General features: G+C 46.7%; 22 protein-coding genes. 16 read left to right on the forward strand and 6 right to left on the reverse strand.

All coding sequences use genetic code 11. The annotated features are described in order from the left end of the window. Positions 1 to 71: 71 nt before the first annotated feature. Entirely contained in the window at positions 72 to 653 is a 582-nt protein-coding gene (locus AACV78_RS12620) for a hypothetical protein (protein WP_194012947.1), read from the reverse strand. A gap of 991 nt (positions 654 to 1,644) precedes the next feature. Between AACV78_RS12620 and AACV78_RS12625 the strand changes: the two genes are divergently transcribed. The 4 genes from AACV78_RS12625 (at position 1,645) to glgB (ending at position 5,315) form a co-directional block, all read left to right on the forward strand. Continuing rightward, a complete protein-coding gene (locus tag AACV78_RS12625; protein ID WP_194012948.1) occupies positions 1,645 to 1,851 on the forward strand; it encodes a serine protease in 207 nt (68 codons plus the stop codon). Between the two features lie 172 nt (positions 1,852 to 2,023). Continuing rightward, entirely contained in the window at positions 2,024 to 2,374 is a 351-nt protein-coding gene (locus AACV78_RS12630) for a glutathione S-transferase N-terminal domain-containing protein (protein ID WP_339383608.1), read from the forward strand. Continuing rightward, positions 2,375 to 2,641: a glutathione S-transferase family protein gene (locus AACV78_RS12635; protein WP_228042209.1), complete on the forward strand. Its 267-nt coding sequence runs from the start codon at positions 2,375 to 2,377 to the stop codon at positions 2,639 to 2,641. Positions 2,642 to 3,020: 379 nt separating this feature from the next. Beyond that, positions 3,021 to 5,315 (forward strand): 1,4-alpha-glucan branching enzyme, encoded by a 2,295-nt coding sequence (glgB, locus tag AACV78_RS12640; protein WP_194012949.1) that lies wholly within the window; start codon positions 3,021 to 3,023, stop codon positions 5,313 to 5,315. Positions 5,316 to 6,183: 868 nt separating this feature from the next. On the opposite strand, the gene AACV78_RS12645 is transcribed toward glgB, so the two are convergent. The 3 genes from AACV78_RS12645 to AACV78_RS12655 all read right to left on the reverse strand — a co-directional run bounded on the left by AACV78_RS12645 (position 6,184) and on the right by AACV78_RS12655 (position 8,933). Continuing rightward, positions 6,184 to 7,101: a glycosyltransferase family 2 protein gene (locus tag AACV78_RS12645; RefSeq protein ID WP_194011748.1), complete on the reverse strand. Its 918-nt coding sequence runs from the start codon at positions 7,099 to 7,101 to the stop codon at positions 6,184 to 6,186. 432 nt (positions 7,102 to 7,533) lie between these two features. Further along, positions 7,534 to 8,364, reverse strand: coding sequence for a hormogonium polysaccharide biosynthesis protein HpsJ (hpsJ-B, locus tag AACV78_RS12650; RefSeq protein ID WP_194011747.1), 831 nt, complete (start codon positions 8,362 to 8,364; stop codon positions 7,534 to 7,536). Positions 8,365 to 8,669: 305 nt separating this feature from the next. Next, positions 8,670 to 8,933 (reverse strand): hypothetical protein, encoded by a 264-nt coding sequence (locus AACV78_RS12655; RefSeq protein ID WP_194011746.1) that lies wholly within the window; start codon positions 8,931 to 8,933, stop codon positions 8,670 to 8,672. Between the two features lie 402 nt (positions 8,934 to 9,335). On the opposite strand from AACV78_RS12655, the gene rfaE2 reads away from it, so the two are divergent. The 8 genes from rfaE2 (at position 9,336) to AACV78_RS12695 (ending at position 17,196) form a co-directional block, all read left to right on the forward strand. Next, positions 9,336 to 9,830, forward strand: coding sequence for a D-glycero-beta-D-manno-heptose 1-phosphate adenylyltransferase (gene rfaE2, locus AACV78_RS12660; protein ID WP_194011752.1), 495 nt, complete (start codon positions 9,336 to 9,338; stop codon positions 9,828 to 9,830). Between the two features lie 115 nt (positions 9,831 to 9,945). After that, positions 9,946 to 10,815, forward strand: a complete 870-nt coding sequence (locus tag AACV78_RS12665) for an STAS domain-containing protein (RefSeq protein ID WP_194011745.1) — start codon at positions 9,946 to 9,948, stop codon at positions 10,813 to 10,815. Between the two features lie 170 nt (positions 10,816 to 10,985). After that, positions 10,986 to 11,378 carry an STAS domain-containing protein gene (locus AACV78_RS12670; protein WP_255513013.1) on the forward strand — a complete coding sequence of 131 codons (393 nt, stop codon included), beginning with the start codon at positions 10,986 to 10,988 and terminating at the stop codon, positions 11,376 to 11,378. A gap of 150 nt (positions 11,379 to 11,528) precedes the next feature. Further along, positions 11,529 to 11,927, forward strand: a complete 399-nt coding sequence (locus AACV78_RS12675; protein ID WP_194011744.1) for an anti-sigma regulatory factor — start codon at positions 11,529 to 11,531, stop codon at positions 11,925 to 11,927. A gap of 83 nt (positions 11,928 to 12,010) precedes the next feature. Further along, positions 12,011 to 12,427: a hypothetical protein gene (locus AACV78_RS12680; RefSeq protein ID WP_194011743.1), complete on the forward strand. Its 417-nt coding sequence runs from the start codon at positions 12,011 to 12,013 to the stop codon at positions 12,425 to 12,427. A 55-nt stretch (positions 12,428 to 12,482) separates the two neighbouring features. Then, positions 12,483 to 13,502 (forward strand): ATP-binding SpoIIE family protein phosphatase, encoded by a 1,020-nt coding sequence (locus tag AACV78_RS12685; protein WP_194011742.1) that lies wholly within the window; start codon positions 12,483 to 12,485, stop codon positions 13,500 to 13,502. Between the two features lie 48 nt (positions 13,503 to 13,550). Continuing rightward, positions 13,551 to 15,143 (forward strand): ATP-binding protein, encoded by a 1,593-nt coding sequence (locus AACV78_RS12690; protein ID WP_228042211.1) that lies wholly within the window; start codon positions 13,551 to 13,553, stop codon positions 15,141 to 15,143. Between the two features lie 580 nt (positions 15,144 to 15,723). Beyond that, a complete protein-coding gene (locus tag AACV78_RS12695; protein WP_194011741.1) occupies positions 15,724 to 17,196 on the forward strand; it encodes an MBOAT family O-acyltransferase in 1,473 nt (490 codons plus the stop codon). 121 nt (positions 17,197 to 17,317) lie between these two features. On the opposite strand, the gene AACV78_RS12700 is transcribed toward AACV78_RS12695, so the two are convergent. Together AACV78_RS12700 and AACV78_RS12705 are read right to left on the reverse strand one after the other, a co-directional pair. Next, positions 17,318 to 18,142, reverse strand: coding sequence for a sulfurtransferase (locus AACV78_RS12700; protein WP_194011740.1), 825 nt, complete (start codon positions 18,140 to 18,142; stop codon positions 17,318 to 17,320). A gap of 90 nt (positions 18,143 to 18,232) precedes the next feature. After that, positions 18,233 to 19,252 (reverse strand): hypothetical protein, encoded by a 1,020-nt coding sequence (locus AACV78_RS12705; RefSeq protein WP_194011739.1) that lies wholly within the window; start codon positions 19,250 to 19,252, stop codon positions 18,233 to 18,235. 340 nt (positions 19,253 to 19,592) lie between these two features. Here AACV78_RS12705 and AACV78_RS12710 point away from each other — a divergent pair, with 340 nt between their 5' ends. The 4 genes from AACV78_RS12710 (at position 19,593) to AACV78_RS12725 (ending at position 25,348) form a co-directional block, all read left to right on the forward strand. Next, positions 19,593 to 19,760, forward strand: a complete 168-nt coding sequence (locus tag AACV78_RS12710) for a hypothetical protein (protein WP_194011738.1) — start codon at positions 19,593 to 19,595, stop codon at positions 19,758 to 19,760. Between the two features lie 57 nt (positions 19,761 to 19,817). Continuing rightward, positions 19,818 to 21,203 carry a bifunctional UDP-N-acetylglucosamine diphosphorylase/glucosamine-1-phosphate N-acetyltransferase GlmU gene (glmU, locus tag AACV78_RS12715; RefSeq protein WP_194011737.1) on the forward strand — a complete coding sequence of 462 codons (1,386 nt, stop codon included), beginning with the start codon at positions 19,818 to 19,820 and terminating at the stop codon, positions 21,201 to 21,203. A gap of 754 nt (positions 21,204 to 21,957) precedes the next feature. Further along, positions 21,958 to 24,216 (forward strand): ribonucleoside-diphosphate reductase subunit alpha, encoded by a 2,259-nt coding sequence (locus AACV78_RS12720; RefSeq protein WP_194011736.1) that lies wholly within the window; start codon positions 21,958 to 21,960, stop codon positions 24,214 to 24,216. A gap of 49 nt (positions 24,217 to 24,265) precedes the next feature. Then, complete coding sequence (locus AACV78_RS12725; RefSeq protein ID WP_228042212.1) at positions 24,266 to 25,348, forward strand: ribonucleotide-diphosphate reductase subunit beta; 1,083 nt, start codon at positions 24,266 to 24,268, stop codon at positions 25,346 to 25,348. Positions 25,349 to 25,912 lie beyond the last annotated feature (564 nt).

The following is a 25,912-nucleotide window of genomic DNA, read 5'->3' on the forward strand; positions in this document are numbered from 1 at the left end:
GCCTGACAATTTGTTCAAGCCTCCAGATTCATCTGTGGAGCCAATCTCCAATCTGCAATGCCAAGATCACCTCAATAGCCCAGTGGCGTTTCCTCGCCCGATCGATTCTTGATAGCGGGTTCTTCAGAATTTGGTGCCACCACACCGGGCGATCGGCGATCGGGAACCGGTTGCAAGAAAATCGTATCCGACGGCTTCTGCGGCATCAAACCAGTTTCTGGGTTTTGGGCTTCCTTAGCAAGTTGGTGTTTCAACACTTCGCTAGCAGCAGTCAACTGCTGTTCGCGGAGTCGCAAAGTTTCCAGCTTTTGATACTCCTGACTCCACCGCTGCTCGCTGTAGACAGTCAAACCGTAGAGACTCAGAGCACCGCCTAAAAGCAGAAGCGCCACCGCTGACGAGGCGCGCTCCACCCGCAAAAGAGACTGGAGCCACATCGGCTGCCGCTGACGGTCGGGCATCACTTTCAGCACCGATGCTTCGGCGCGAGGCCGTGGCTGTGCCTCGGCGACCTCGTAGTTGGGCAATTGCGGCCCTGTCTTTGCCCGTCTAGCTCTAGCAATAGAAGTAACTTTGCTGTTGGGTTTTTCTGGGGCGGGCTTGTTGGTCGATCGAGAGCGGCGAGAATCCACGGATCTAATAGCAGCGGTCATACAGTTCACCAATACGTAAAGTGGGTCAGTTTCAGCTTTAGAACTTATCAGAAAATTGGGTTGAAAACCCCGTCTTTTGAGGACGGATTTTTTCCATTGTTTCCATTGTTAAGTAAAACAACAAATCCATCTTAACAAATGAATATGGTAGAATAACTAAATCAGACAAGATGTAAAAACCTACCCCCGGACTGGGGGAAAGTCTAGGCCCAAAAGATTTTTGAGGAGATATGACTACACAGCTATGCTGCAAACGTAGTCAGCGAAAGGAACCCACGCTTGCGTGGGATATTAAGACATAAATGTCTTAAGAATCCCCTTGCCTTAAGGCCGGGGAGTGTCAATCAGTTTACCGCTGTCTCTTGCCGGAGGCAACAGCCAAAGCCTGTGTAGCTTCAACTATCTGAAACTGGACAATCAATATTTCGGAACTATAACAATCTGTCGATCGATTTAAGTAACTGCTTCCCAGGCTCTTTTGGGGAGCCAATATCACTCTTGAAGAGCCTCACTTAATAAAAAGGTAGGCTCTTCCTCGCCTGTGGGCCCTGCTTGCCCTCGAACTGGTAACGAGTCAATAATTTAGGATTGCCATAGCATTTCGTACCGTGGGGCAGGCGGGAACCTTAAAAGCCTCTGGAGACATCGACACTCTCCATTGACTCAGGAAATTCCTCGCCGACATCGCCGAGTCGCCGAAAGAGCAAACCCACAGAGCGATGTTGCGAATCTCCGTGCCTTTAGCAGTCGTGATGATGTCAATAAACATACCCGATCAACCAACTCACCCAGCCTGCGATCGGTCACTTTGACTTGAGAATTTGCAAAAAAAAAATAAATCTTTGCCGGTTCCCCAGAATCTATGTGAAATTAATTAACAAATGCAGTATTGTAATCAACGAGCGAATCGTCGATCTATTCGTGCCAGCATTGTTTCTCAAGTACACTATTCCCTTCCTTGCGATGGGTTTTAAATGTTTAAGGAGTGTTTATGAACAAGGGATTAATTCGTTTGACTTTGGTAGTGGGCTTGGCAGCAGCCCTCGGAGCCTGTGGCGGTGAAAGCACCACTACTCCTACTCCCAGCGGTACTGACACCACTACTACTCCTCCTCCTGTTACTTCTCCAGTACCGAAGGAATCTCCAAAAGCTACTCCAGGCGCTGGTGCAACAGTTGCCCCTAAAAAGGCTCCCTAACTACAGCTATATCGGAGTCTAGGCTCAACCAGCCTAGCCTGCGGGTGAAAAAGGTTTGCTCCTCGCATTTTTTCATCTCCTCAGTCTAGGCCTCAAGTTGGGTGTTAATTTTTGTGTGATGCTTTGACTACAGTTCAGCACCTCCCCTTACTGTCGGAAAGTCCGCTGAGCGATCGGTTACAAGGGCATTCCTTTTCAAGTCGAAAATTTGACTCCAGGCCAGCAGGTTTTGAAACTTAAGCCTCTGACGGGGGGTTTGAGGACTGTGCCGGTACTGTTGCCTCAACTCGAAGGTCAACCTTCGGCGATCGCCGACTCTACACAAATTTTGCACTCGATCGAGTCTCGCTTTCCATCGCCACCGCTGTTACCCGCAGACGAGAGGAAGCAACTAGAGGCTTGGACGATCGAAGACTGGCTCAATGAAAGCATCGGCATCGCTACTCGATTTGTTTACTACGAGTTTGGCGCCGGTGCGGGCAAACAAATTGACCCCTCTATTTTGAGCCAATTAGTAATTTAATTGGCGCGCCGCCAGTTCGGTATTAACCCAGCCTCAGCAAAACTCGCCCAATTGCGGCTGAGTGCTGCTTTAGATTTTTTGCACCTGTGCTGGCAGGATGGTGCTTATTTGGTAGGCGATTCTTTGAGTGTGGCAGATATTACTGCTGCCGCCCTGCTGAGTCCCTTAGCTTTGATTCCTCAATACCGCGCTGACTATCCTTGGCTGTTCGATCGCATTGCCCAAATCCACGAACTTTGCGGCGAAACCCTGCCTCCGGGATTTTAAAATCTACCTGTCGGGCGATCGCCCGTGCCTAAAAATTCCACTTATTCATCATCAAGTGTCTAGCGTCCTGAAACTAGAAAAAGGATATGCCACATAACGCAGAAAAAGTCAATAACTTTTTGACAAGACTCTAAAATTTTCAATTTGTTTTAAGATTCATATACTTAAGAGGCGAGCAGTAAGATGAAAGCTCGATCGCCAGCGAAACAATCCGATTGCCTGCTGTGCGGGCAAAGGGGCGCGCGCGGCAGCCGCAGCACCGGCAAAATCATGCTAATCAGTGGTAGGATGAGCAATCAAAAATGTATCTAAATGTAAAGTGCTGCGGCGCTCTAGGTTTTGAAAGCCATTTAGTTAAAAGATTCAGGTAGGTAGTTTTATGCCCGCGACCGTACCCTTTGAACAAATTGACCGTATTGTTGGGAATCAGCACCACGATCCATTTGAAGTCCTAGGCCCCCACACGATCGAAAATAATGGCAAAAAAGTCTGGGCCGTCCGAGCTTATCTGCCCAATGCGGATGCGGTATCGGTAGTATTGCCGGAGTCGAGGGCCCAATACCCGATGAAATCCGAGCACCACCCTCACTTTTTTGAATGTACGATCGAAACTCCAGAACTAGCAAACTATCAACTGCGGGTCAAAGAAGGAGAACACGAACGTTTCATCTACGACCCCTACGCATTTCGATCGCCCAAACTCACAGAATTTGACCTTCACCTATTCTCAGAAGGCAACCACCACCGGATTTACGAAAAACTGGGCGCGCACTTCACCGAAGTAGACGGAATCACAGGAGTATATTTTGCCGTTTGGGCTCCGAATGCCCGCAACGTATCAGTTTTAGGCGATTTCAACTCTTGGGACGGCCGCAAACATCAAATGCGGAAATCTCAAAACGGCATCTGGGAATTATTCATTCCGGGACTATCCTACGGAACTCACTACAAATACGAAGTGAAAAACCAAGACGGACATCCCTATGAAAAGTCCGACCCTTACGGTTTCCAGCAAGAAGTGCGGCCGAAAACAGCATCAATTGTCACAGACTTAGATAACTACACTTGGCACGACAGCGCTTGGATCGAACAGCGGCGGCAGACAGACCAACTGACTCAGCCAGTTTCGGTTTACGAATGCCACATCGGTTCTTGGCTGCACGCCGGTACAGACGAACCCGCGATGCTGCCAAATGGTGACATAGAACCAGCAGTTGCGGTTTCAGAACTCAAACCAGGGGCGCGGTTTCTGACTTATCGAGAATTGGCCGATCGGCTGATTCCCTACGTCAAAGATTTGGGATTCACTCACATCGAATTGCTGCCCATCGCCGAACATCCCTTCGACGGTTCCTGGGGCTATCAAGTAACCGGCTATTTCGCGCCAACTTCCCGCTACGGCACACCGGAAGATTTCATGTATTTTGTTGACCAGTGCCACGCCAGCGGCCTTGGCGTACTCGTGGACTGGGTACCGGGGCATTTCCCCAAAGACGGCCACGGTTTAGCATTCTTTGATGGAACTCACTTGTACGAACACGCCGATCCCCGCAAGGGCGAGCACAAAGAGTGGGGAACGCTAGTCTTTAACTACGGCCGCAACGAAGTTAGAAATTTCCTAGTATCAAACGCTCTGTTCTGGTTTGACAAGTATCACATCGACGGAGTTCGGGTAGATGCAGTAGCTTCCATGCTGTATTTGGATTATTGCCGGGAACCAGGAGAATGGCTGACCAACCAGTACGGCGGCCGCGAAAATATCGAAGCGGCAGATTTTCTGCGGCAGGTAAATCACGTCATTTTTAGCTATTTCCCAGGATCGCTGTCGATCGCCGAAGAATCAACCTCTTGGCCGATGGTATCTTGGCCGACCTATGTAGGGGGCTTAGGCTTCAACCTGAAGTGGAACATGGGTTGGATGCACGATATGCTCGACTACTACCATATGGACCCGTGGTTCCGCCAGTTTCACCAGAACAACATAACTTTCAGTATGTGGTACAACCACAGCGAGAATTTCATGCTGGCTTTGTCCCACGACGAAGTAGTCCACGGCAAGGCCCACATCATCGGCAAAATGCCTGGAGACGAATGGCAAAAGTTTGCAAACGTGCGGTGTTTGTTTACTTTTATGTTTACTCATCCCGGAAAGAAAACGATGTTTATGGGGATGGAGTTCGGCCAGTGGCATGAGTGGAACGTTTGGGGGGATTTGCAGTGGGATTTGCTGCAATTTGAACCGCACCAAAAGTTGAAGCTGTTTTTTAAGGATTTGAACCATTTGTATCGCAGCGAAACTGCACTTTACAGTCAAGATTTTGCTGAGGATGGGTTTGAGTGGATTGATTGCAGCGACAACCGGCACAGCGTGGTAGCCTTTGTGCGCCGCGAGAAGGATGGCGATGAGTTTGTGGTAACGGTGTGCAATTTTACGCCGCAGCCGCACTCTCACTATCGCGTAGGAGTGCCGGAACCAGGTTTCTATACGGAGTTGTTTAACAGCGACGCGCGGGAGTACGGTGGCAGCAATATGGGGAATTTGGGAGGTAAGTGGACTGAAGAGTGGTGGTTCCACAACAGTGCTTATTCGATCGACTTGTGTTTGCCGCCTTTGGGGGTGTTGATCTTGAAGATCGATCGGGCAAAAACACAAGCAAAATCTCAAGAGTTTTAAGTAATGAGAGTTTTGAGTTAACAATCAAAACTCGATTCTATGTCAAACTTTGAGGGTATTTAGAAACCCGGTTTATCTAAGAAACCGGGTTTTTTTGTGTTGTTTTTGTGGATGCAAACCTGTTATCTCAATTCCGGTTGTACCGTCAGGTAACTGTTGAGTGTTGACTGTTGAGTTTTGACTGTTGAGTTTTGACTGTTGAGTTTTGACTATTGAGTTTTGAGTGTTGAGTGTTGAGTTTTGAGTGTTGAGTGTTAACTGTTGACTCGATTTTATTATTCAGAGGCAACCGGAAACGATATTATGTGTAAGGTGGGCCGAACCGCGCGCGCCACCCCGATAATACCAATTTCATAAAGTAGCGCTGGATATTACCCCCCCAACCCCCCCTTATAAAGGGGGGGCTAAGACTTCATATATAGCACATCTTTAGAAAAATGGTATAAGTATTAGTTTGTAGGGCGTGCACTGCGCTTAGTGTTGACGGGGTAGCCTGCGAATGCCGCCACCGTTAGACTTTGTTTCAGCGTTTTAATTCCGAACCCAAACTCCGTATAGGAAATTTCAATAGACTTCTTGCAAAAATAGTTAGGACGGGCACGCGAGCCCGTCCCAAAATTTGATTAATATCGTTGACCGTTGCATCGTCAGGTGATTTAACCGGCGCTAGAACACAGAGTACACAGAGTCCGAGAATATATATCTGAATCATTCCGATGAAGAGAGGATTTGATGTAAAAGGACTTTTGCAAGAGGTCTATTGTTTGAAGGACAGAAAAATCGGAACTTCAAATAGCGATTTTCGGCTTTTTCTTTCCAATTCCAAATTCCCTGCGCGGGCCAATTCCCAATTCCCAATTCCCAATTTTTAATTTCGAGTATCAGAAGTGCCAAGATTATAAGAAACTTTAGACTGCTCAACTGCCACTACTTCAGAAATAGAGTGTTCTTCCCCTGCATTTAAATTCGGCAGCGGCATATGTTTCATTTCCCAAACCTTTAGCAAAATTAGATATTCATAAAAAGCTTGCAGCGTGCACCAAGCTAATCCTGCTTGACCGTCAAGAAATCCGCCGAGTAAAATATACATATAAAAAAAGCGCACCACAGGGCGCAAAGGCAAGCGCAAAGAAAAATCTTTCAAAGCGCGCCGCCTTTCTACCTCCGATGCGCCAAACAATAAATCCCACCAATTTACTTGACCCGCTGCTAATTGGCGGAGAGTTTCGGCCGCTTCGTCAGTCGAGTAGCGGTTGTGCTTTTCAATCCAGCGAGAAAGACCTTTGCTGCAAGTATAATGAGGGTAGGTTTCTTTTAAAAAGTGAGTGGGCCCGTTGCAGACTTCCCGTTCGGTGTGACCGTAGTCAGAAAACCACACTCGGTCTTTGCGAAACAGGCGCATTTGATAGCGGGGATATTGAGTGCTGCGGCGAATCCAGCGCTCCATAAAGATTACTTTTTCTGCTACGTAATACCCGATATATTCTTGACTTTCCATCGCCTTTAAGCATTCAGCAAACAGTGCAGGTGTCATCCGCTCGTCAGCTTCGAGGATGTAAACCCATTCGTACTTGCATTCTACTTCTTGGAGCATCCAAGTCCGCTGGCGCCCGTGACTTTCAAAGCGGTGCTGCACTGTTTGCACGGGATAGTTCTGAACAATCTCAAGGGTGCGATCGCTGCTAAAAGAATCAACTACAATGATATCGTCACAAAGCATTGCCGATTCTATGCAAGCGGCGATATCAATCTCTTCGTTGTAAGTCAGAATATAAATTGAGAACATTCCCAGCTTTCAGTAAGGGCAAACTATAGAAGAAGGAAGAAGGAAGATGGAAGATGGAAGATGGAAGATGGAAGATGGAAGAAGTCATTAGTCATTAGTCATTAGTCATTAGTTATTAGTTATTAGTTATTAGTTATTAGTCCAACCTCATGTTTTTCTGTCCCCCCCGATCTTTCCGTCCAACTTCATCAGGTAGAAGGTAGAAGGGTTCAGTGCAACGCTTCGCGGTTCCTGATTCCTTCGACTGCGCGAGCGAGCGGATAAACGCAGTCGTTGGGGAGGAACCGAGAAGAAGTCGATGTGAAAATGCAAGAAAATTAATGGCTTCAGTCATTAATAAGGTCGTAGCTGCCAGGAGCGGTTGCTATGTTCGGCAGATTAAGTGTTTCTTGCAAGATATCTTGACTTACGGGTTCTAGGGGCTGGCGCAGGTCAACTTTTGCGGCGACCGAAGCCCAAAATTCCCATACTTCTCAATCCTGTCCAACCAACAGTAATGTAGCCGATCGCCAACAACAAACTGCTGATTCCCGTCTGCAAACTCGAATTTCTCGATCGAGTTCTCAACTCTTTCTCTTTTTGTTGCTTGCGGGTGCGAATCTCGTTGCGAGCTTGAACGGGCAGTTCTTGGGCTTGCTGTTCCAAAAACTTGTCAAGGGCTTTGGGGTCCTTTTTCGAGTCCTGAAGCACAGCTTTCAATTCCTTGGGAACATCTGGACTCTTGAGTGCCTCTTGCAGCTTCCCCTCATCTTGCAACAGCGCCCCTATCTGGCTGCGGCGCTGGCTTTTGAGTTGTTCTACCTGAGCTTTAAACTGGTCGCTTTTAATTTGCGCCTCTAGTTGATTTTCGGCTTGTCCCGCTTCCTTATCGACTTGAGCCAGAGCATCCTTGAGTTCCAAGCGAGTATTGTTGAGGTGAACGGGAACCAGCAACAAGTAAATTAGCCCTAACAAGCTGGAAATCAATAGCGCCCAGAATCGCAAGTCAACCCAAATATTGCGCCGCTCAATCGAGACTCCGCTGCTGCTGTCCACCCAAAAGCCTGTCATCAGGAGGGCGATACCCATCAAAGGAATAATGCCCCGGTCAACTATCTGAGTTGCTGCAGCCAACTGCCAGCCTCGATTCATAATGTCGGAGGCTTCTCCCGGCAGCGATAGAACAATGCAGTCAAGCAAAGCAGACAGAATCAAGATAATCCCGACTACTTTTAGAGTTCGAGCTGCTACTGAAGAAAATTGACGGTTGTTAGTTGCTTTCATAATTCCTGTTAGATGATTCTACACCGTTAGATTCAACGAAATTTTGTTTAATGGGTTAAGTGGTAAGAGGGATCATACCCCTTTTTGATTGGTGCCTTGGGGATCTTCGATCGGGGAATCAATGATGAGCTAAGGGTTGGGAGCTAGCCAGCAGTTGCGTTGTTTTTGGGGAACAGGTATTAGTTTCTCATACTCGCTTGTTGATTCGCCTGCGGGGTTCACGGGTGGCAGCCCGCGTCACACGCGCGAGGTTCAGTTTCTTGCTCTCTCTGTGGAAACAGAAATCCTGAAGGTCAAAACCGCCTTTAAGACGGGAAACTCCGCAGACGAATCAAACTCTCCCCCATTTTATGAGTTGGGAAGCCCCAATCAGAAGCAAGGCCGATCGGGTACTTCACGTTATTTTCCACCAAAATAGCTCGATCGGGTACTCGCCTCCACTTTACTCCGGTTTTCACAGGCTCTCGCCGGGCCGCCATTAAGCGCGAGTTGCTGCACGCTCTTTTGGCGAGTTGGGCCGCCGGAGGCAGCGCGCTGTGTCCGGCGGCTGTGGAACTTGTGGATATCATGCCGTTGGTGCTGCAAGGATTCTGCAAGAGTCCCAAGTTGGATGTTCCCTCGTGGCGATCGAACTGCCGTTACTGAATTCCACTGAGGATTGATTTTGAGGCCTTGAACACCAGTCGAATAGTTAGGGTACATCGCGATTTAACTGAGTGGCACGGTATCCATCTGTTTGGCAAATTGCAGATACACGAATAGATTTTTTTATCATGTATCTAAATCAGCAAAATAGAAAATAAATTTTATTTATGTTTTTTTTAAAAAAAATCAACAATTGCTAATCATTCATTTTAAAATAATAAAAATTAGCGGATATAGTGCTTGATTGTTTGAGGAAAAAGGTACAATCGATCGCATTTTTTGGTAGGATGATTCATCGCTGTTCAAATTTCCTAGTGGTGGATGTAATGATTTCTGGTGTTTACACGTTGAGAGAACTCGCAGCAGCGATCGCATCCGCTCCCGATAACTGGCGTCCGATCGTGTTTACTAACGGGTGCTTCGATATCCTGCACGCTGGCCACGTCCGCTATTTGCAGGCGGCAAAAAATTTGGGACGGACGCTAGTTGTGGGCTTGAATAGCGACAAAAGCGTGCAAGCTATCAAACCGCAACAGCCAGGATTGCCGCCGCGCCCGATCGTACCGGAAAATCAGCGAGCCGAAGTATTGGCAGCCCTCAAACCCGTAGATGCGGTAGTAATTTTTTCCGAAATTACAGCAACTAAACTGATAAATATCCTGAAGCCAGATATATACGTTAAAGGAGGCGACTATCAACTCGAAACTCTGCCGGAAGCACCCGCTGTTATCGCCGGAGGCGGCAAGATTTCCTTGATCGAAATAGAGGTTCCTAGTTCTACGAGTGCGATCGTCCAACGCATTTTGCAGTTAGGTACTTAACCCTCGCTTGCAAACAGCAAATAGTGAGTTAAACTCATAAACTGCCCCATCAAAAACACTCAAGTGTGGCTTCTCGTACAACTTCATCCCAATGGCTAAGCAGGAGATAATTTCAATGGAACTCACCAGCAATAACACGATCGTGGAAATTCTCGAAAGACACAAAGCAGAGTTACTAGCAGACTGGCTCAAAGAACTGCAAAATACCGGGCTGCGGCGAGACGACTTGATGAGAGCCAAAGAATTGCGATCCGAGTGTCAAGAGTTCCTGCAATTGCTCCAAATAGCATTGCAGCAGGGTAACTTTAGCGACATCCAGACACCAGAGTGGGAAAATATGCGGCTGATGCTGGCAGAAGTTTCGCGATCGCGCGTTCAGAGGGGCTTTACCCCGTCAGAGATCGCGAGTTTCATTTTATGCTTCAAAAAGCCATTGTTCGATCGGCTTTGTCACGAATTGACACAAAACCGCGACGCACTTGTCGAAAAACTTTGGCTTTCCACCAGCTTATTAGACCAACTAGGTCTTTGGGTGACAGAAATCTTTCTCAAAGCTCGCGAAGAAGTAATCGAACGCCAGCAGCAAGAAATGCTCGAATTGTCAACACCAGTAGTCAAACTTTGGGAAGGAATTCTTGCTTTACCCATGATCGGGACTCTCGACAGCGCCCGCACTCAAATAGTCATGGAAACTCTGTTGCAGGAAATCATGGAAACTGGCTCAGAATTTGCAATTTTAGACATTACAGGCGTGCCGACTGTTGACACTTTAGTCGCTCAACATTTATTAAAAACCGTCGCGGCGGCTCGTCTCATGGGTACTGAGTGCATCATCAGCGGCATTCGCCCGCAAATAGCTCAAACCATTGTTCATTTGGGAGTTGACTTGCAAGATATTTTGACAAAAGCAACTTTAGCAGATGCTTTTAAAGTCGCCTTGCAGCGCCAAGGTTTAATTATAAGAAATCTGAAAGAGGAAAAATAACAAATATTATAGTCTGGTGTAACGTCGGCGGTGCGCTTGGTTAATTGGTAATGGGGAACGGATAATCGAAAAAAAGCTCGCCCGCCGCCTATTTCACAGAAATTGAGAACCGCTATATTGTCTCCAGTCTCAAGTTTTATTCAATTCAAAGCTTAAAGCAAGGTGAATTTATGATGGAACGGATTCCGATCCTGCAAATGGGAGAATTTTTGTTAGTCACAATTCAAGTAGATATGCACGATCGCTTGGCAATGATGCTGCAAGACGACTTGACGAACCGGATAGTCAAAACCGGAGCAAAAGGTGTTTTGATAGAAATTTCTTCTCTGGAAATTGTAGATTCTTTTATCGGCAGAATCCTCAACAATATCGCTACAATGTCGCGCATATTGGATGCTGAAACAGTGGTGGTTGGGATGCAGCCTGCGGTGGCAATTACGCTGGTTGAATTGGGGCTTTCTCTGACAGGAATTCGCACAGCTTTAAGTGTTGAAAAAGGGATGAATTTGTTGCATAAGTCCTTGGGTTTTCCTACGGATGTAGGATTGCGATCCGTTGATTGATTGTTCCGCAATTTAGGGGCAATAGGTGAATAACTCTGGTTTGTTTGTAGATAGTTTGTTGACTAATTCAAGATTGATTGTGGGAAACTTGGTCGATCGGGGTAGGTCTTATGTTTTGTGGAGAAATTCTATTTTGGTACAGCAGCCGCCATGTCAAAACGTGAGACATTAGAAATTCGATCGTCCTCCGATATAGTCAACGTCCGACAGCAAGTGCGAACTTTGGCTGTAGCAATGGGATTCGGCTTGGTAGACCAAACAAAAATCGTTACTGCAGCTAGCGAACTAGCCCGCAATACTGTAGACTACGGCAAAGGGGGAACGGTAACTTTAGAAATGCTCCAATCAGGTAAGCGCACAGGGCTGCGGCTGATTTTTGAAGACAAAGGCCCGGGAATTCCAGACATTGAATTGGCTATGACTGACGGTTATACTTCCAATCGCGGTTTGGGTTTGGGGCTTAGCGGTTCTAAGCGGTTGATGCACGAGTTTGAGATTGTTTCTAAAGTGGGCAAGGGGACTAAAATTGCGATCGTCCGCTGGCGGTGAAAGAGTAGATGGGGAGTGGGCGAGATTGAGCGAAATTGGGCGAAATTGGGTGAGAAACCCGGTTTATTCGATTTTGGCGTTTGGTGACGAAAAATATTCCAAGAAACCCGGTTTCTGAGATGATGAGTAATGCGGAGGGGCGAGAAGCTGGGTTTATTCGATTTTGGCGTTTGGTGACGAAAAATATTCCAAGAAACCCGGTTTCTGAGATGATGAGTAATGCGGAGGGGCGAGAAGCTGGGTTTCTTCGATTTTGGCGTTTGGTGACGAGAAATATTCCAAGAAACCCGGTTTCTGAGATGATGAGTAATGCGGAGGGGCGAGAAACCGGGTTTCTTCGATTTTGGCGTTTGGTGACGAGAAATATTCCAAGAAACCCGGTTTCTGAGATGATGAGTGATGCGGAGGGGCGAGAAACCGGGTTTCTTCGATTTTGGCGTTTGGTGACGAGAAATATTCCAAGAAACCCGGTTTCTGAGATGATGAGTGATGACCAATGACTGATGACTAATGACTAATGACTACTGACTAGCTTAAGATTAAAACTACAGAATAATGATAAATGCCTTAGCCCTGCCCGTAACAGAAGAAAGTCAAGTCGGAGAAGCGCGGCGAATTGCAGTCGCCCTCGCGGCCGAAGTCGGATTTGATGAGACCGATCGCGGTAAAGTAGCAATTGTCACCGCCGAAGCTGCAAAAAACGCAGTAAAACACGCCAGCGAAGGAGAGATTTTGCTGCAAACTGTAAAAACAGACGCAGGATATAGCATTGAAATAGTATCGTTAGACCGGGGGCCGGGAATGGCAAATGTCGGCCAGTGTCTGCGAGACGGTTTTTCGACTGCGGGAACTCTGGGAACCGGACTCGGCGCGATTAAACGCCTTTCTAGTTTTTTTGATATTCATTCTGTACCGAAACTGGGGACAGCTTTATTAATGCGCTTGGAACCGACTCAGAATCGCCTGGAAACCTCCCAAAACAGCAATTACTTGGAATTTGGGGTCGTCAGCTTGCCGAAAGCAGGAGAGGAAATTTGCGGGGATTCCTGGGCGATAGAAAACGATCGGGACAAAAATCTAATTTTAGTTGCTGACGGGCTCGGTTACGGGGTTTTGGCGGAGGAAGCTTCGCAAGAAGCTGTCCGGGTATTTGGGGAAAGTGCTAAACTCGGGCCGAAAGCTATTTTAGAGAAGGCGCACGCTGCTTTAAAAAGTACCAGAGGAGCGGCTGCTGCGATCGCCCAGATCGATCGTACCCAACAAACAGTCTGTTTTGCCGGAATTGGCAACATCTCTGGTGTAGTCGTGACAGATAACCGTAGTCGCAGCATGGTTTCTTACAACGGTACTGTTGGACATCGGATGCTAAAAGTAGCAGAATTTGTCTATCCTTGGTCGCCGCATTCCTTGCTAGTCATGCACTCCGACGGTTTGGCGATGCAGTGGGATTTCAACCGCTATCCGGGTTTGGCCGCGAGACATCCGGCTTTAATCGCGGCGGTGCTCTACCGAGACTTCAAACGGACTCGCGATGATATGACAGTTGTCGTAGCTAAGGTAAGACAACCAGCTTAATACATACCACTTTCAAAAAAAAATGAAACTGTAGGCGAGAACTCAAACATGATAGTCATCAGTGATTCCACAATCGAAAATCGAAAGTCGAAAATCGAAAATGGCATTAGTTACCCAATCCTGACGACGGAAGTCCGCTTTGAGCAAGATATCGTACAAGTACGCCAAAGAGCGCGCCAAATTGCTAAGGGGCTAGGATTCGATTCCCAAGCACAAACTCGCATCGCCACAGCAGTTTCCGAAATTGCCCGCAATGCTTTTAAATATGCAGGCGGCGGTAAAGTAGAATTTATTGTGGAAGGGGAATCGCGCCAATTTTTTCGGACTCGGATTTCTGACAGCGGGCCGGGAATTGCTGATTTATCGGCGGTTTTGAGCCCCGATTTTCGATCGCAAACCGGTGCGGGACTCGGTTTAGCGGCGGCGAAACGGTTGATGGATGACGTGCAAATCGATTCTTCGCCCGATCGCGGAACTGCTGTACAGTTAATTAAGCAGTTTTCTAAACAAATGCCTGCTCTAAGCGCGATCGAACTCAATGAATTAGTTGACAAACTAGCGCGCCAAATTCCCGAAGATCCCTACGCCGAAATTCAGCAACAAAATCAAGAATTGCTGCGTACTTTAGACGAACTGCGCCAGCGTCAAGAAGAACTCGTACAGTTAAATCAACAACTAAAAGATACCAATCGCGGAGTTGTGGCACTTTACGCCGAATTGAACGAAAAAGCAGAATTTCTCCAACGCGCCAGCGAACTCAAAACCAGCTTTCTCTCCAATATGAGCCACGAGTTTCGCACTCCCCTAACGGCAATTTTAAGTCTTTCCGAGATTTTGTTAGATCGCCTCGACGGAGAACTTTCACCAGAACAAGAAAAGCAAGTAAATTCTATTCACAAATCTGCCCTTTCTCTGGCAGAACTTGTTAACGACTCGTTAGATTTAGCCAAAGTAGAAGCTGGAAAAGTCACTGTTCGCGTTGCTGATTTTGAAGTCGAAGATTTGTTCAGCGTGCTGCGGGGAATGATGCGCCCCCTGCTACCCCAAAACTCTGCCGTTACTCTGATTTTTGAAGCGCCTCGGGAACTTCCAACCCTCACAACGGACGAGGGAAAACTTTCTCAGATTTTGCGAAATCTGATTTCAAATGCTCTTAAGTTTACTGAAGCCGGCGAAGTGCGAGTTGCTGCGGAAATGGAAGAGGAGGGAACTGTTACTTTTTCCGTGGCAGATACGGGCGTTGGTATTCCGCCAGCAGACCAAACGCGGATTTTTGAAGAATTTGTCCAAATCGAAAATCACTTGCAGAAGGGCGTGAAAGGCACGGGATTGGGATTGTCTTTGTGTAAGAAAATGACTGAATTTCTGGGGGGAAGTATTGAAATTGAAAGTTCGCCCGGAGCGGGATCGACTTTTTTGGTCAATTTGCCGATCGTCTATGATGGAGATTTAGAAAAACCTTTGGAAATGTCTGCTGCTAAGGGGGTGAAAACACCGCTTTTTCTAGCAAATTCTCGATCGCCCGTGCGGGATTCTGCAGCAAAAATTTTGGTGGTGGAGAATGAGGAATGTCTTTCATTTTCCCAAGGACTTGCTGGCCGAAATTCATTGTATCGCGATCGGGGCTGTCAGCGCTGCTGAATGTTTGGGATCGTCGGTTAGTTTTTAGACTGGTTGCATCAATCTTCGATCGGGAAACCGCAGATTTAAGGTAGATCGACGCAGATATAGCCTTTCTGCGAGCTCATAGGAGGTACTATCTGGGATAGGCCAAACCGGCCAAACCGGGCAAACCGGGCAAACCGGGCATACCTCACCACGCTTGAGAACCGCTATAGGTTGACAAAAAGAAAGTTTATTTAATTTGTAACAGCATTTAACACTTGTACTGTAAAATGTATCAGTTCTAAGTTGCCGACTGTACAGTAGGGACTTAGGCTGTGTTTTTGTTTGTGTTAGCGCGATCGGCTAAAATCCACGATCGATTTCGTTTTTAGCAAAGGTTCGATCGCAAAATAATGCAACCTTAGCTAATATCAATTCCGTTAGCATCGTCCTGTATTCATTTCTCTCTGACCTCTCTGTGTTCTCTGTGTTCTAGTCAGGTTAAATCATTCCAATGCAACCTTAGCTAAGATCCAAAGCTAAGATCCAAACCCTTACAAAATAAGCTCTTCTAAAATCTTCAATCTAAAATCGCCAAGCCAAAATCTAAAATCGCATGACTTTCATTTCCCTTCAATATGTCCTATTTTTGTTAGTTTTGTTAGCAGCTTACTGGTCGGTTCCGCTGCAGTGGTGGCGACTGTTTATCATGCTGGTAGGTAGTCTGATTTTTTACGCTTCGCTGCAAATTTGGTACATTCCTCTGTTGTTAGTCAGTATTGTGTTTAATTACTGCTTGGCGATGGCGATTGGAGAACCTCTGGATTGGCGGATTGCTAACGCTTCTTGGAACCGCCGCCGTTTGTGGTTGCTGTGGATCGGAATTGCGCTGAATGTGTTGCTATTGCTGGGTTTTAAGTATGTGCCTTTTGTATTGAGTTCGATCGGCACTTTGTTGAATTGGCCAGTTGCTCTCGACAGCGCTAACTGGGTAAAAACTCACGTCATCGCACCCTTGGGATTGAGTTTCTTTTGCTTTGAGTGCATTTCTTATTTGATTGACGTGTACCGAGGCGCACCGGCGGCTACTTCGCTGCTGCACTTTGCTGCTTACAAGTTGTTTTTTGCGAAACTAATTTCTGGGCCGATTACTCGCTATCACAACTTGATCTATCAACTGAAATCCCAGAGTTTTCCGACGCCCGATCGCATTTCTGAAGCACTTTGGACGATCGCCTTCGGTGCAGTTAAAAAAGGTCTTTTTGCTGACAACTTGGGAATTTATGTCGATTTAAGCTTTACCAACTTACAACGGGCGGGAAGCGAGGATTTGTGGCTGGCAATTTTTGCTTACGGGCTGCAACTTTATCTCGATTTTAGCGGCTATGTTGACATGGCGCGCGGTACTGCTTTGCTGCTTGGTTGGTATTTGCCACCAAATTTTGACTTCCCTTATTTTACTACCAGCATCGGTGATTTTTGGCGGCGCTGGCACATGACTTTGGGCGATTGGCTGCGAAATTATTTATATTTTCCGTTGGGTGGTTCCCGTGTCGGTTTGTGGCGCACTTGTCTCAATTTGTTCACCGTCATGTTAATTGCGGGAGTTTGGCACGGGGCGGCTTGGGGATTTATTGTGTGGGGGGCTTTGCACGGTTTGGCTTTGGCGCTGCACCGATTAACAGATGTGACTTTTAAGCGGTTGCGAATCGAGTTTTTGTGGGAAAATCCGATCGGGATGGCGATCGCTTGGCTGCTGACTCAGGCGATGGTTTTTAGTAGTTGGATATTCTTCCGTCTTCCCGATTTAAAAGATTCTGGATGGGCAATTTCCCATTTGTGGGGACACCCTGCTGATGTACAGTTTGCTAATAAAGTTTATGTGGAAGCTTTGGGTTTGGACAGAGTGCAGTTGGCTTGGATATTGGCGGCTGTGGCGGCAGCAATGCTGCTTAATTATGGCTTCAATCGCATTTTGAAACTCGATTTAAATTGGCCGATGAAATTGGTATTAGTGCCGCTTTGTTTCTACGCGGTTTGGCTGTTAGCTCCCGAAGGCGGTTTGCCTTATATTTACTTCGATTTTTAGGGCATTATCTTAATATCGGTTGGTAGTAAGGACTTTAGTCCATATAACTGGTTCCCAGGTTCTGCCTGGGAACCAGTGAAAGTACCCTACAAATACATTTAGGTGCAACACCGGGCCCAGACTACAATTGATAGGAACACCAATCACTCCAGCTACCGACATAAAGTTTTGCATCGGGAATTCCAGCGATTTCTAAAGACAGTAAATTAACGCAAGCTGTCACCCCTGAACCGCAATAAACAATGATTTCTTCCGCTTTTCCTAATTCCGTCCACCGCTGTTTTTGTTCCGAGGTCGATCGCACTTTTCCAGCTTCATCCGTCACCCCTTGCCAAGGGTAATTGACAGCACCCGGAATGTGACCTGCAATCGGGTCGATTGGCTCCCGCAAGCCCGCGTATCTCTCGCTCTCTCGCGAATCAACCAAAACCCTGTCCGGCAAGTCTTTTCGCCCTTTTACCGCCTGAATGTCAACGATCGCATCCCGCTGCAATTCCGGTACAAATTTACCCTCCCGAGATTCCGGCAAAATATTTGTTACCGGATATCCCGCCGCTTTCCAAGCGCCAAAACCGCCATCTAACAAAGCAACTTTGCTGTGTCCCATGTATCGCAGCAGCCACCACAAACGAGCCGCAAAAGCCAGCCGCGAATCGTCATAAGCCACAACTAAAGTTTCTCCTAAATTAATGCCAGCCGCACTCAATTTTGCCGCTAATTCTTCAATATTTGGCAGCGGATGTCTGCCGCCATGTTTGCCAACTGCACTCGCGAGATCCCGATTTAAATCTAAATAAAAAGCTCCGGGAATGTGACTTTCTTGATATTGTTTTTGTCCCAATTCGACATCGGCGAGGGAAAATCTACAGTCAATAATTACAACTTGCGGATTTTCGGTATTGGCGGCCAACCATTCAGGAGAAACAATTAAATCTTTGTCATTCATAAGTGTTTAAATCTGTGTTTGATATCTACATTCTTGGACAAAAAACTTCTCTAATTAGGGCGGAATGCGGCGCACTTACCGCTTCTCGGATTATGGTTTTTCTGAATTAGATTTCTTAGGAGTTGCTGGCTCCGGTTCTGGCTTTTCTGAATTAGATTTTTTGGGAGTTTCTTTTTCCGAAGTTGTTTTTGGGGAATTAGATTTTTTAGGAGTTTCTTTTTCCGAAGTTGCTTTTGGGGAATTAGATTTCTTAGGAGTTGTTTTCTCCGGTTCGGCTTTTTTTGCTGGTGCGGGAGTTGGCTCTGGCTGGGGTGGATTTACTGCGGCTTCTTGAGCGTAAAGCAGGTATTTCTGATACTCGATTACTTTTGTCTGAGCTAGTTGATGGTTGGAGCTAGACACCGGTACTCTTCTCATTAACGATACTGCTTCTTGCCAGCGATCGACAACTGTCGTCCAATCTTCTTTGGTTTTGGCGACTCGCCCTAATTCTGCTGCTTTGACTGCGCTGTTAACTGCGTCTCGAAAAGTATCCGGTACAGTTGGTAAATTCGCTATTTCATCGGGGTTATTCCCCGCAGTTGCTGGCTGCTCGTTCAAAATTTTACCGACAAATGCCACTACGGCGATCGCCAACATACCAGTAACCAGCGCGACGACAATAAAAGTCGAGCGCAACCGCTTCTCAAATGCCGCTAATTCCGCCGATTTCTCCTCCTCAATATCGCTCTGTGTCTCTTCTGTGCGATCGTCCACATTCTCAACAGCAGCATCTGGAACAGATTCTTCCACAAAGCTCTGTTGTTCCAAAGTGCTGTTTTCTAAACTAAACTCCTGAATCCAAGCAGGCACAATCTGACCGATTTCTCGCCCCTCAACCTTCACTTTGCTAATCGAATCCGGCTGCAATTCTGTTAGTTGGCTGCGGACAAAATCAACTAATATATGTTCGAGCGGTACTTGCTCGGCTTCAAGAATTATATCCAAACAGTCGTCGTCGAGATGCGCGGAGGCTGCGATCCCTTCAGATTGCAACTGGCTGTTTAGCCAAGATGCGATCGCCTGCGGATATCCCTCCTTGGCAAGTTCCTGAAAATTAAGCTCTGTCATAGCTGGACACCTGATAATGCAGAAAGGAAGGAGGAAGAAAGTTCGGTAGCGGATTGTGTAATGGATTTAACGGATGGAAGTCCGAATAAGGAAGAAGGCCCTTCGGCTTCGTTCAGGGTGAAAAGAAGGAAGGAGGAAGAAGGAGCAACTATATAGTTTTTTTGAGTTTAAAACACCATAACTCAAATCCAACAAATAGTATAATGTATCGCGGCAAATCGCAGATCGCAGATATAAATTATCACTCTCGATCCCCCCGGCGGCATCCCTTCGGTAAAAACTGAAGTCCTTACTACAAACCTGAGTCCGGTTTGTAGTAAGGACTTCAGTTGTCGGAAATTTGATATCTCGCCCGGAGCTCTATCTACCCCAGCGCGATCGAGTCAAACCGCAAGCCTCGCGCCTCAAACCGACATCCGGCGGCAAAAAGACAGGGCACGCCCGGATTAGAGATTGGAGATTTAAGATTAAAAAATTGTGCGATCGCAGTGCCATCGACGGACTGTGAGTGATATCATCAGTTAGTCAATATTCAAGTTTTTATAGCAAAAAACTCGATCGCACAATGATAGCAATAGCAATTTTAGCGGCTGGACGCGGCACGCGCATGAAATCTGACTTGCCCAAAGTTCTCCACGAATTGGGCGGGCGAACCCTCGTTGAGCGAGTCCTCCAAAGTTGTCAAGAAATTGAAATTTCCCGGCGACTTGTCATAGTCGGTTATCGCAGCGAACTCGTTAAAGAATCTCTGATTGAAGGTAAAGAAATAGCGGACAATCCTCAATCTCCTCCTCTAGAATTTGTCGAACAAACCGAACAATTGGGAACCGGTCACGCCATCCAGCAATTGCTGCCTCACTTAGAGGGATTTCAAGGAGATTTGCTGGTCTTAAATGGCGATGTACCTTTGCTGAGGGCAGAAACAATCAAACAATTGATGGCCGTTCACAAACAGCACCAAAACTCGGCTACTATATTGACAGCTAATTTGCCCGATCCTCAAGGATACGGGCGAGTATTTACCGACAGTCAAAACTTAGTTCAGCAAATTATAGAAGACCGAGATTGCACCCAAGCTCAAAAGCAAAATCACCGAATTAATGCAGGTGTTTACTGCTTTCACTGGCCGGATTTAGAGAAAATTTTGCCAGATTTGAAGGCAGATAACGACCAAAAAGAGTATTACCTAACTGATACGGTAAGTAGCCTTTCTCCGGTGATGGCGGTGGATGTCGAAGATTATCAAGAAATATTGGGAATTAACGATCGCAAACATTTAGCCACAACTTCCGATATTTTGCAAACGCGGATCAAGGATAAGTGGCTGAGGGCGGGAGTGACACTTATCGATCCCCAGAGCATTACGATCGATGATACCGTAGAGTTGCAAGCGGATGTGGTAATTGAACCGCAAACTCATTTGCGGGGAAAAACTTCGATCGCCTCCAGGAGTCGCATCGGGCCAGGATCTTTGATTGAAAACAGTCAAATTGGCGAAAATGTGACTGTGCTTTATTCGGTAATTTCTGACAGTATTGTCGCCGAAAATTCGCGAATCGGCCCCTACGCGCACTTGCGGGGACACGCCCAAATAGGCGCAAACTGTCGCGTCGGCAATTTTGTAGAATTGAAAAATGCTCAAATTGGCGATCGAACTAATATCGCTCACTTGTCTTATTTAGGCGACGCGACTTTGGGAGAAAAAGTCAACATCGGTGCTGGGACAATTACCGCCAATTACGACGGAAAAAATAAGCACAAAACTCAAATAGGATCGGGAACTAAAATCGGTTCCAACAGCGTGCTGGTTGCACCGATAACTTTGGGAGAAAATGTTACAGTAGCGGCAGGTTCTGTCGTAACTGAAGAAGTGCCGAATGACTGTTTAGTAATTGCCCGATCGCGGCAAGTTGTCAAACCAGGTTGGAAGCTCAAAGAACCGGAAAAATAACATTATTATGTACGCACATTCTTCTGTTGGGTGTGTCGATCGCACCGGCTAGTTTTGTAGTTAATCTATGTCGGTGCGGCGCAAAAGTCAACTAATCAAGCCACGAAAACTGAAACCAGTGTAATCCTGTTGTATGTAGCCTTTCTGTGCTCTCATAGGAGCTACTATCCGACATAGGGCATAGGACATAGGACATAGGGCATAGTGCATATCTCACCACGCTTGAGAACCGCTATAGCACTTCTCCTGACAGTTGCGGGACAGCGGCAGATTTGCATTACTCTTTCCTCTTTCCGTCTGATGGCTGCTTTTCACCAAAACCGAATAGTCGCGGATTATAGCACAATTGAACGCGATCGAACTGCTTTGTTTAATCGCTGCCAGATTGATTGTAGAGCGAGGAAATGCTGCCTCTAATCCTACAAACCTAGTCATATAGCAATATGTAGCGTCTAGTCCCGATCTCAACGCTAGCAATAGCGTAAATTAATGTGCGAAGTGACAATAATTGATCTATACTGAGCGCAAATCACCGATCGAACTAGGCATCATCCTGGGGTGGATTTTCCCCGATCGGGTTTTTGAAGATATTTGCTTTGAAAGTCGATCGGTTCTGGTTGAAGCATTGCTTTTAACCTAGTCATTACGACTTTTCAATTGCCCATTTTTTATGTCTCAAGGGGTGGCACTTTATAATCCATTCCTGGATTCGATTGCCTTCCTATCCACTGCGCCTTAATCGTTATTAATTGCCATGCAAGTTACATCTGTTGCCGAGTTTTCTACAACCAATATTCAGGTGATTCGCCGAGATGGTTCTACGACGGAACTCGATATTACAAAAATTCGCGCAGTCGTCAACTGGGCTTGTCGAGAACTATCGGCAAACCCGATCGCCCTAGAAGCCAGCCTGACCACTAAGCTGCGTCCCGGCATCACAACCAGAGAGATTCAAGACAATCTGATCCGCTGTGCGCTGGAGTTGTGCAGTCCTGAAGAACCCGATTGGCGCTATGCCGCAGGGAGGCTGCACATTTGGAGTTTGTGGAAAGACATTCAAGTCAGTCGGGGCTATCAATATGGTGACTATGCCCGGACTGTGCAAGCTAAAGTCCTCGAAGGGCAGTACGATCGTCGCATCTTGACCTACACTCCCGCAGAGTTAGAAATTGCCAATGAGTGGATCGAGCCGGATTGGGATGCTGACTATGATTACGCTGGAGCCGTGTTGCTGACCAAACGGTATCTATTGCCCAATGAATTGCCCCAAGAATCCCTATTGACCTGTGCGCTGTTGTTGGCCTGGGCGGAAGTACCAGAACAGCGGCTCCAGTGGGCAAAGCAGTTCTATGAAATGTTGGCACGCCGGCAGATTTCTTTGGCAACGCCGATTCTGGCAAACCTGCGAATTCCTGACGGTTCTCTCGCCAGTTGCTTTATCACCGCATTAGATGACAATCTCGAAAGCATTTTTTCTGGGATTCATGATGCCGCTAGGATCTCTAAAAACGGTGGCGGTGTCGGCGTGAATTTGTCTCGGATTCGCGCAACAGGCAGTTGGGTGATGGGGAAAGCCAATGCTTCGGGCGGGGTGATTCCCTGGGTGAAGCTGCTCAACGATACCGCAATCGCCGTCAATCAGGGCGGACGGAGAGCCGGGGCGATCACCGTCAGTTTAGATACCTGGCATTTGGATTTGCCCGAATTTTTGGAGATGCAAACCGAGAATGGCGATCAGCGGCGGAAAGCCTATGATGTGTTTCCGCAGTTGGTGGTTAGTGATGAGTTCATGCGACGAGTGGAAGCCGATGCGGAGTGGACGCTGATTGACCCCTATGAGGTGCGAACAAAGCTGGGCATCGAACTGGCCCAACTGTGGGGACAATCTTTTGAAGCTGCCTATGCTCAAATCGAAGCCAGCTTGGATCGAGAAATTACGCTCTACAAAAAGGTGAATGCTCGTCTGTTGTTCAAAGACGTGATGCGAACTCAGTTAGAAACTGGAATGCCCTATCTTTGGTTTAAGGATACGGTCAATCTGGCAAATCCTAATCAGCATCAAGGCTATATTCCAGGCGGAAATCTCTGTCAAGAATCTTGGTCGAATGTGAAGCCAGGGGAAGAAGCCCATACCTGTAACTTGGTCAGCCTTAATCTGGCAAATTTAGAAGATGATGCGCGATCGATCGAACAGATTTGTCAGACAGCCGTGCGGATTTTGGATAACACGATCGATCTAACCACACCGCCCTTTGCTGCCAGCACCACACATAACAACAAATATCGCACGATCGGAGTGGGCTGCATGGGGTTAGCCGATTGGTTGGCCAAGCGCCATCTAACTTACAATCACCTGCAAGAGATTAGCAATCTGTTTGAAGACATCGGTTACTATTGCACCGCCGCATCAATGAATCTGGCAAAAGAGCGAGGAGCCTATCCTGCTTTTCCCGGCAGTGAATGGAGTAAAGGTCATTTGGTAGGAGCAAAGCCCGTGGAGTGGTTTTTGGAAAACGCCAGTCAGCCGGAACGCTGGCAAACCTTGAGTCAGGCGATTCAAGAGCATGGCATTCGCAATTCCCATATCACTGCGATCGCACCCAATACCTCTTCATCCTTAGTCCAGGGTTGTACTGCCAGTGTGTTGCCCGTTTATAGCAGGTTCTTCTATGAAAAATGGGCCAAAGGGACTGTTCCGGTTGCGCCACCTTACATTCGGGATCATTTCTGGTTTTACAGTGAAAACAAAACGCTGGATCAACGCAAAGTCATTCATGCGATCGCCACGATGCAGCAGTGGATTGATACAGGAATTTCAATGGAATTATTGTTCAATCTAAATGCAGGTGTGTATTTTCCTGATGAACCAGATCGCTCTCTCAAGGCAAAAGATATCTTTGACATCTTGGTGTTAGCTTGGCACTCTGGCTGCAAAGCAATCTACTACATTCGCACCGTACAGAAAGATAGTTTCAAAGAATCTAACGATGGCTGTGTTGCTTGTGCGAATTAACTGATTGCTTCTCTCAATTGTTGTATTAACTATATCGGATGAATTCACAATGGTTTTAAGTCTAGCTACACCCATTCCAGCGACTGCATCGAATCGAATGCCAATTAACCCCGTGTTCAATCCCCTAGGGAATGATGCGACAGGAAATCGCAAAATTTGGTTTGGCGAAACAACCAACTTGATGCAGTTGAACGATGTTCGCTACGGCTGGGCAGTTGGGCTGTACCGACAAATGCGGGAAAACTTTTGGATTCCTGAAAAAATTGATGTGACTCAGGATGTGACTGATTATGCTAATCTCACGACTGCGGAACGGCGAGCTTTTGATGGCATCCTCAGCTATCTGACATTTCTCGATTCGGTACAAACCTGCAATGTGCCGCACATCAAAAATAGTGTTACCGCGCCCGAAATCTCCTTGTGCATGGCGGAACAAATTTCTCAGGAGGCAATGCACAATCAGTCCTATCAGTACATTATTGAAACCATTGTTCCTAGCGATCGCCGTTCCCAAGTCTATGAGTTTTGGCGCAGCGATCGAGTGTTGAAACAGCGCTGTCAATTCATCGCCGGACTGTATCAAAAGTATGTTGACGATCCAACCCCAGAAAACTATTTTGTCTCGCTGATGGCAGATTATCTGCTAGAAGGGTTGTACTTCTACAATGGATTCAACTTTTTCTACAATCTGTCCTCACGAATGCTGATGGCTGGAAGTGCCGATATCTTTAGAATGATCAACCGAGATGAACTTTCCCACGTGCGGCTGTATCAGAAATTACTTCCAGAAGCGATGGAAATCTTTCCGCACAGTCAGGAGCAAATCTACGAAATGTTTGCGACTGCGGTGGAGCACGAGTCTCAGTGGGCCGAGCACATTGTTGGAGATAGCATTCTAGGTATCACAACCAGCAGCACAGAGCAATATACAAAGTACCTTGCGAATCAGCGACTCAAGGCGATCGGCTTAGAACCGCTTTTTCCTGATATGAAATACAAGAAAAGCCCCTACGCTCATTTGGAGCGATTTTCAGATACCAAGAAAGAGGCCAACACAAAAGCCAACTTCTTTGAGTCCAGTGTCACCAGTTACGTGATGTCTTCTAGCCTTGAAGGTTGGGATGATTTCTAGCTTTTGGCGATCGAACTGACACTCTTCATGGATTCGTCGCGGGGAATGTCAGTCCGCTAAAGTCTAAGATGTTCTTGATTGAATGTTAACTAAATATTTATTAGCTTTTGTTTTACCCGATCGCACAAAAGCTAATAATATATATAACCTTTCGAGCGAAGGGCACACCCACAAACTAACAACAGCTTAAAGGAACGAAAGTTTAATAAATCAAATATCTGCCACACTTCTCTCTCTCTCCAGAAGCTCAGGGTTAAAGAGAGGCAGAGCCTCGCCAATCTGCATTACCAGGCAGAGCGAAAGTAACGAGCCAATCGCTTAAGTTATATCGTTTCTCTAAAATCATGCAATAGTCTCCGACCCCCCCTAGCCCCCCCGAGCTCGCGGGGGGGGACAAGAATACTGTTGCATGATTTTTTGAAATTCGTATTATATCGCAATACGGTTCAGTTAAGGCTCAAACCGTGGTAAATTAGGTATTGTATCCAAAAAAGGAGAGCAAGTTAGCGTGCATCTCAAAGAATTCTCATTAGTATCTCCCAAAATGTCAAGTACGGAGATATT

The sequence above is a fragment of the Tychonema sp. LEGE 07196 genome (assembly GCF_963890365.1).
Classification (GTDB): domain Bacteria; phylum Cyanobacteriota; class Cyanobacteriia; order Cyanobacteriales; family Microcoleaceae; genus Microcoleus.

Bases quoted from the DNA above. Each gene is read 5' to 3' on its own strand.
- AACV78_RS12620 (WP_194012947.1), bottom strand. From the start codon at position 653: ATGACCGCTGCTATTAGATCCGTGGATTCTCGCCGCTCTCGATCGACC.
- AACV78_RS12645 (WP_194011748.1), bottom strand. From the start codon at position 7,101: ATGTTCTCAATTTATATTCTGACTTACAACGAAGAGATTGATATCGCC.
- AACV78_RS12625 (WP_194012948.1), top strand. From the start codon at position 1,645: ATGAACAAGGGATTAATTCGTTTGACTTTGGTAGTGGGCTTGGCAGCA.
- AACV78_RS12690 (WP_228042211.1), top strand. From the start codon at position 13,551: ATGATAGTCATCAGTGATTCCACAATCGAAAATCGAAAGTCGAAAATC.
- AACV78_RS12685 (WP_194011742.1), top strand. From the start codon at position 12,483: ATGATAAATGCCTTAGCCCTGCCCGTAACAGAAGAAAGTCAAGTCGGA.
- AACV78_RS12700 (WP_194011740.1), bottom strand. From the start codon at position 18,142: ATGAATGACAAAGATTTAATTGTTTCTCCTGAATGGTTGGCCGCCAAT.
- AACV78_RS12675 (WP_194011744.1), top strand. From the start codon at position 11,529: ATGTCAAAACGTGAGACATTAGAAATTCGATCGTCCTCCGATATAGTC.
- AACV78_RS12665 (WP_194011745.1), top strand. From the start codon at position 9,946: ATGGAACTCACCAGCAATAACACGATCGTGGAAATTCTCGAAAGACAC.
- AACV78_RS12655 (WP_194011746.1), bottom strand. From the start codon at position 8,933: ATGATATCCACAAGTTCCACAGCCGCCGGACACAGCGCGCTGCCTCCG.
- rfaE2 (WP_194011752.1), top strand. From the start codon at position 9,336: ATGATTTCTGGTGTTTACACGTTGAGAGAACTCGCAGCAGCGATCGCA.
- glmU (WP_194011737.1), top strand. From the start codon at position 19,818: ATGATAGCAATAGCAATTTTAGCGGCTGGACGCGGCACGCGCATGAAA.
- AACV78_RS12670 (WP_255513013.1), top strand. From the start codon at position 10,986: ATGATGGAACGGATTCCGATCCTGCAAATGGGAGAATTTTTGTTAGTC.
- AACV78_RS12720 (WP_194011736.1), top strand. From the start codon at position 21,958: ATGCAAGTTACATCTGTTGCCGAGTTTTCTACAACCAATATTCAGGTG.
- hpsJ-B (WP_194011747.1), bottom strand. From the start codon at position 8,364: ATGAAAGCAACTAACAACCGTCAATTTTCTTCAGTAGCAGCTCGAACT.
- AACV78_RS12705 (WP_194011739.1), bottom strand. From the start codon at position 19,252: ATGACAGAGCTTAATTTTCAGGAACTTGCCAAGGAGGGATATCCGCAG.
- glgB (WP_194012949.1), top strand. From the start codon at position 3,021: ATGCCCGCGACCGTACCCTTTGAACAAATTGACCGTATTGTTGGGAAT.
- AACV78_RS12725 (WP_228042212.1), top strand. From the start codon at position 24,266: ATGGTTTTAAGTCTAGCTACACCCATTCCAGCGACTGCATCGAATCGA.
- AACV78_RS12695 (WP_194011741.1), top strand. From the start codon at position 15,724: ATGACTTTCATTTCCCTTCAATATGTCCTATTTTTGTTAGTTTTGTTA.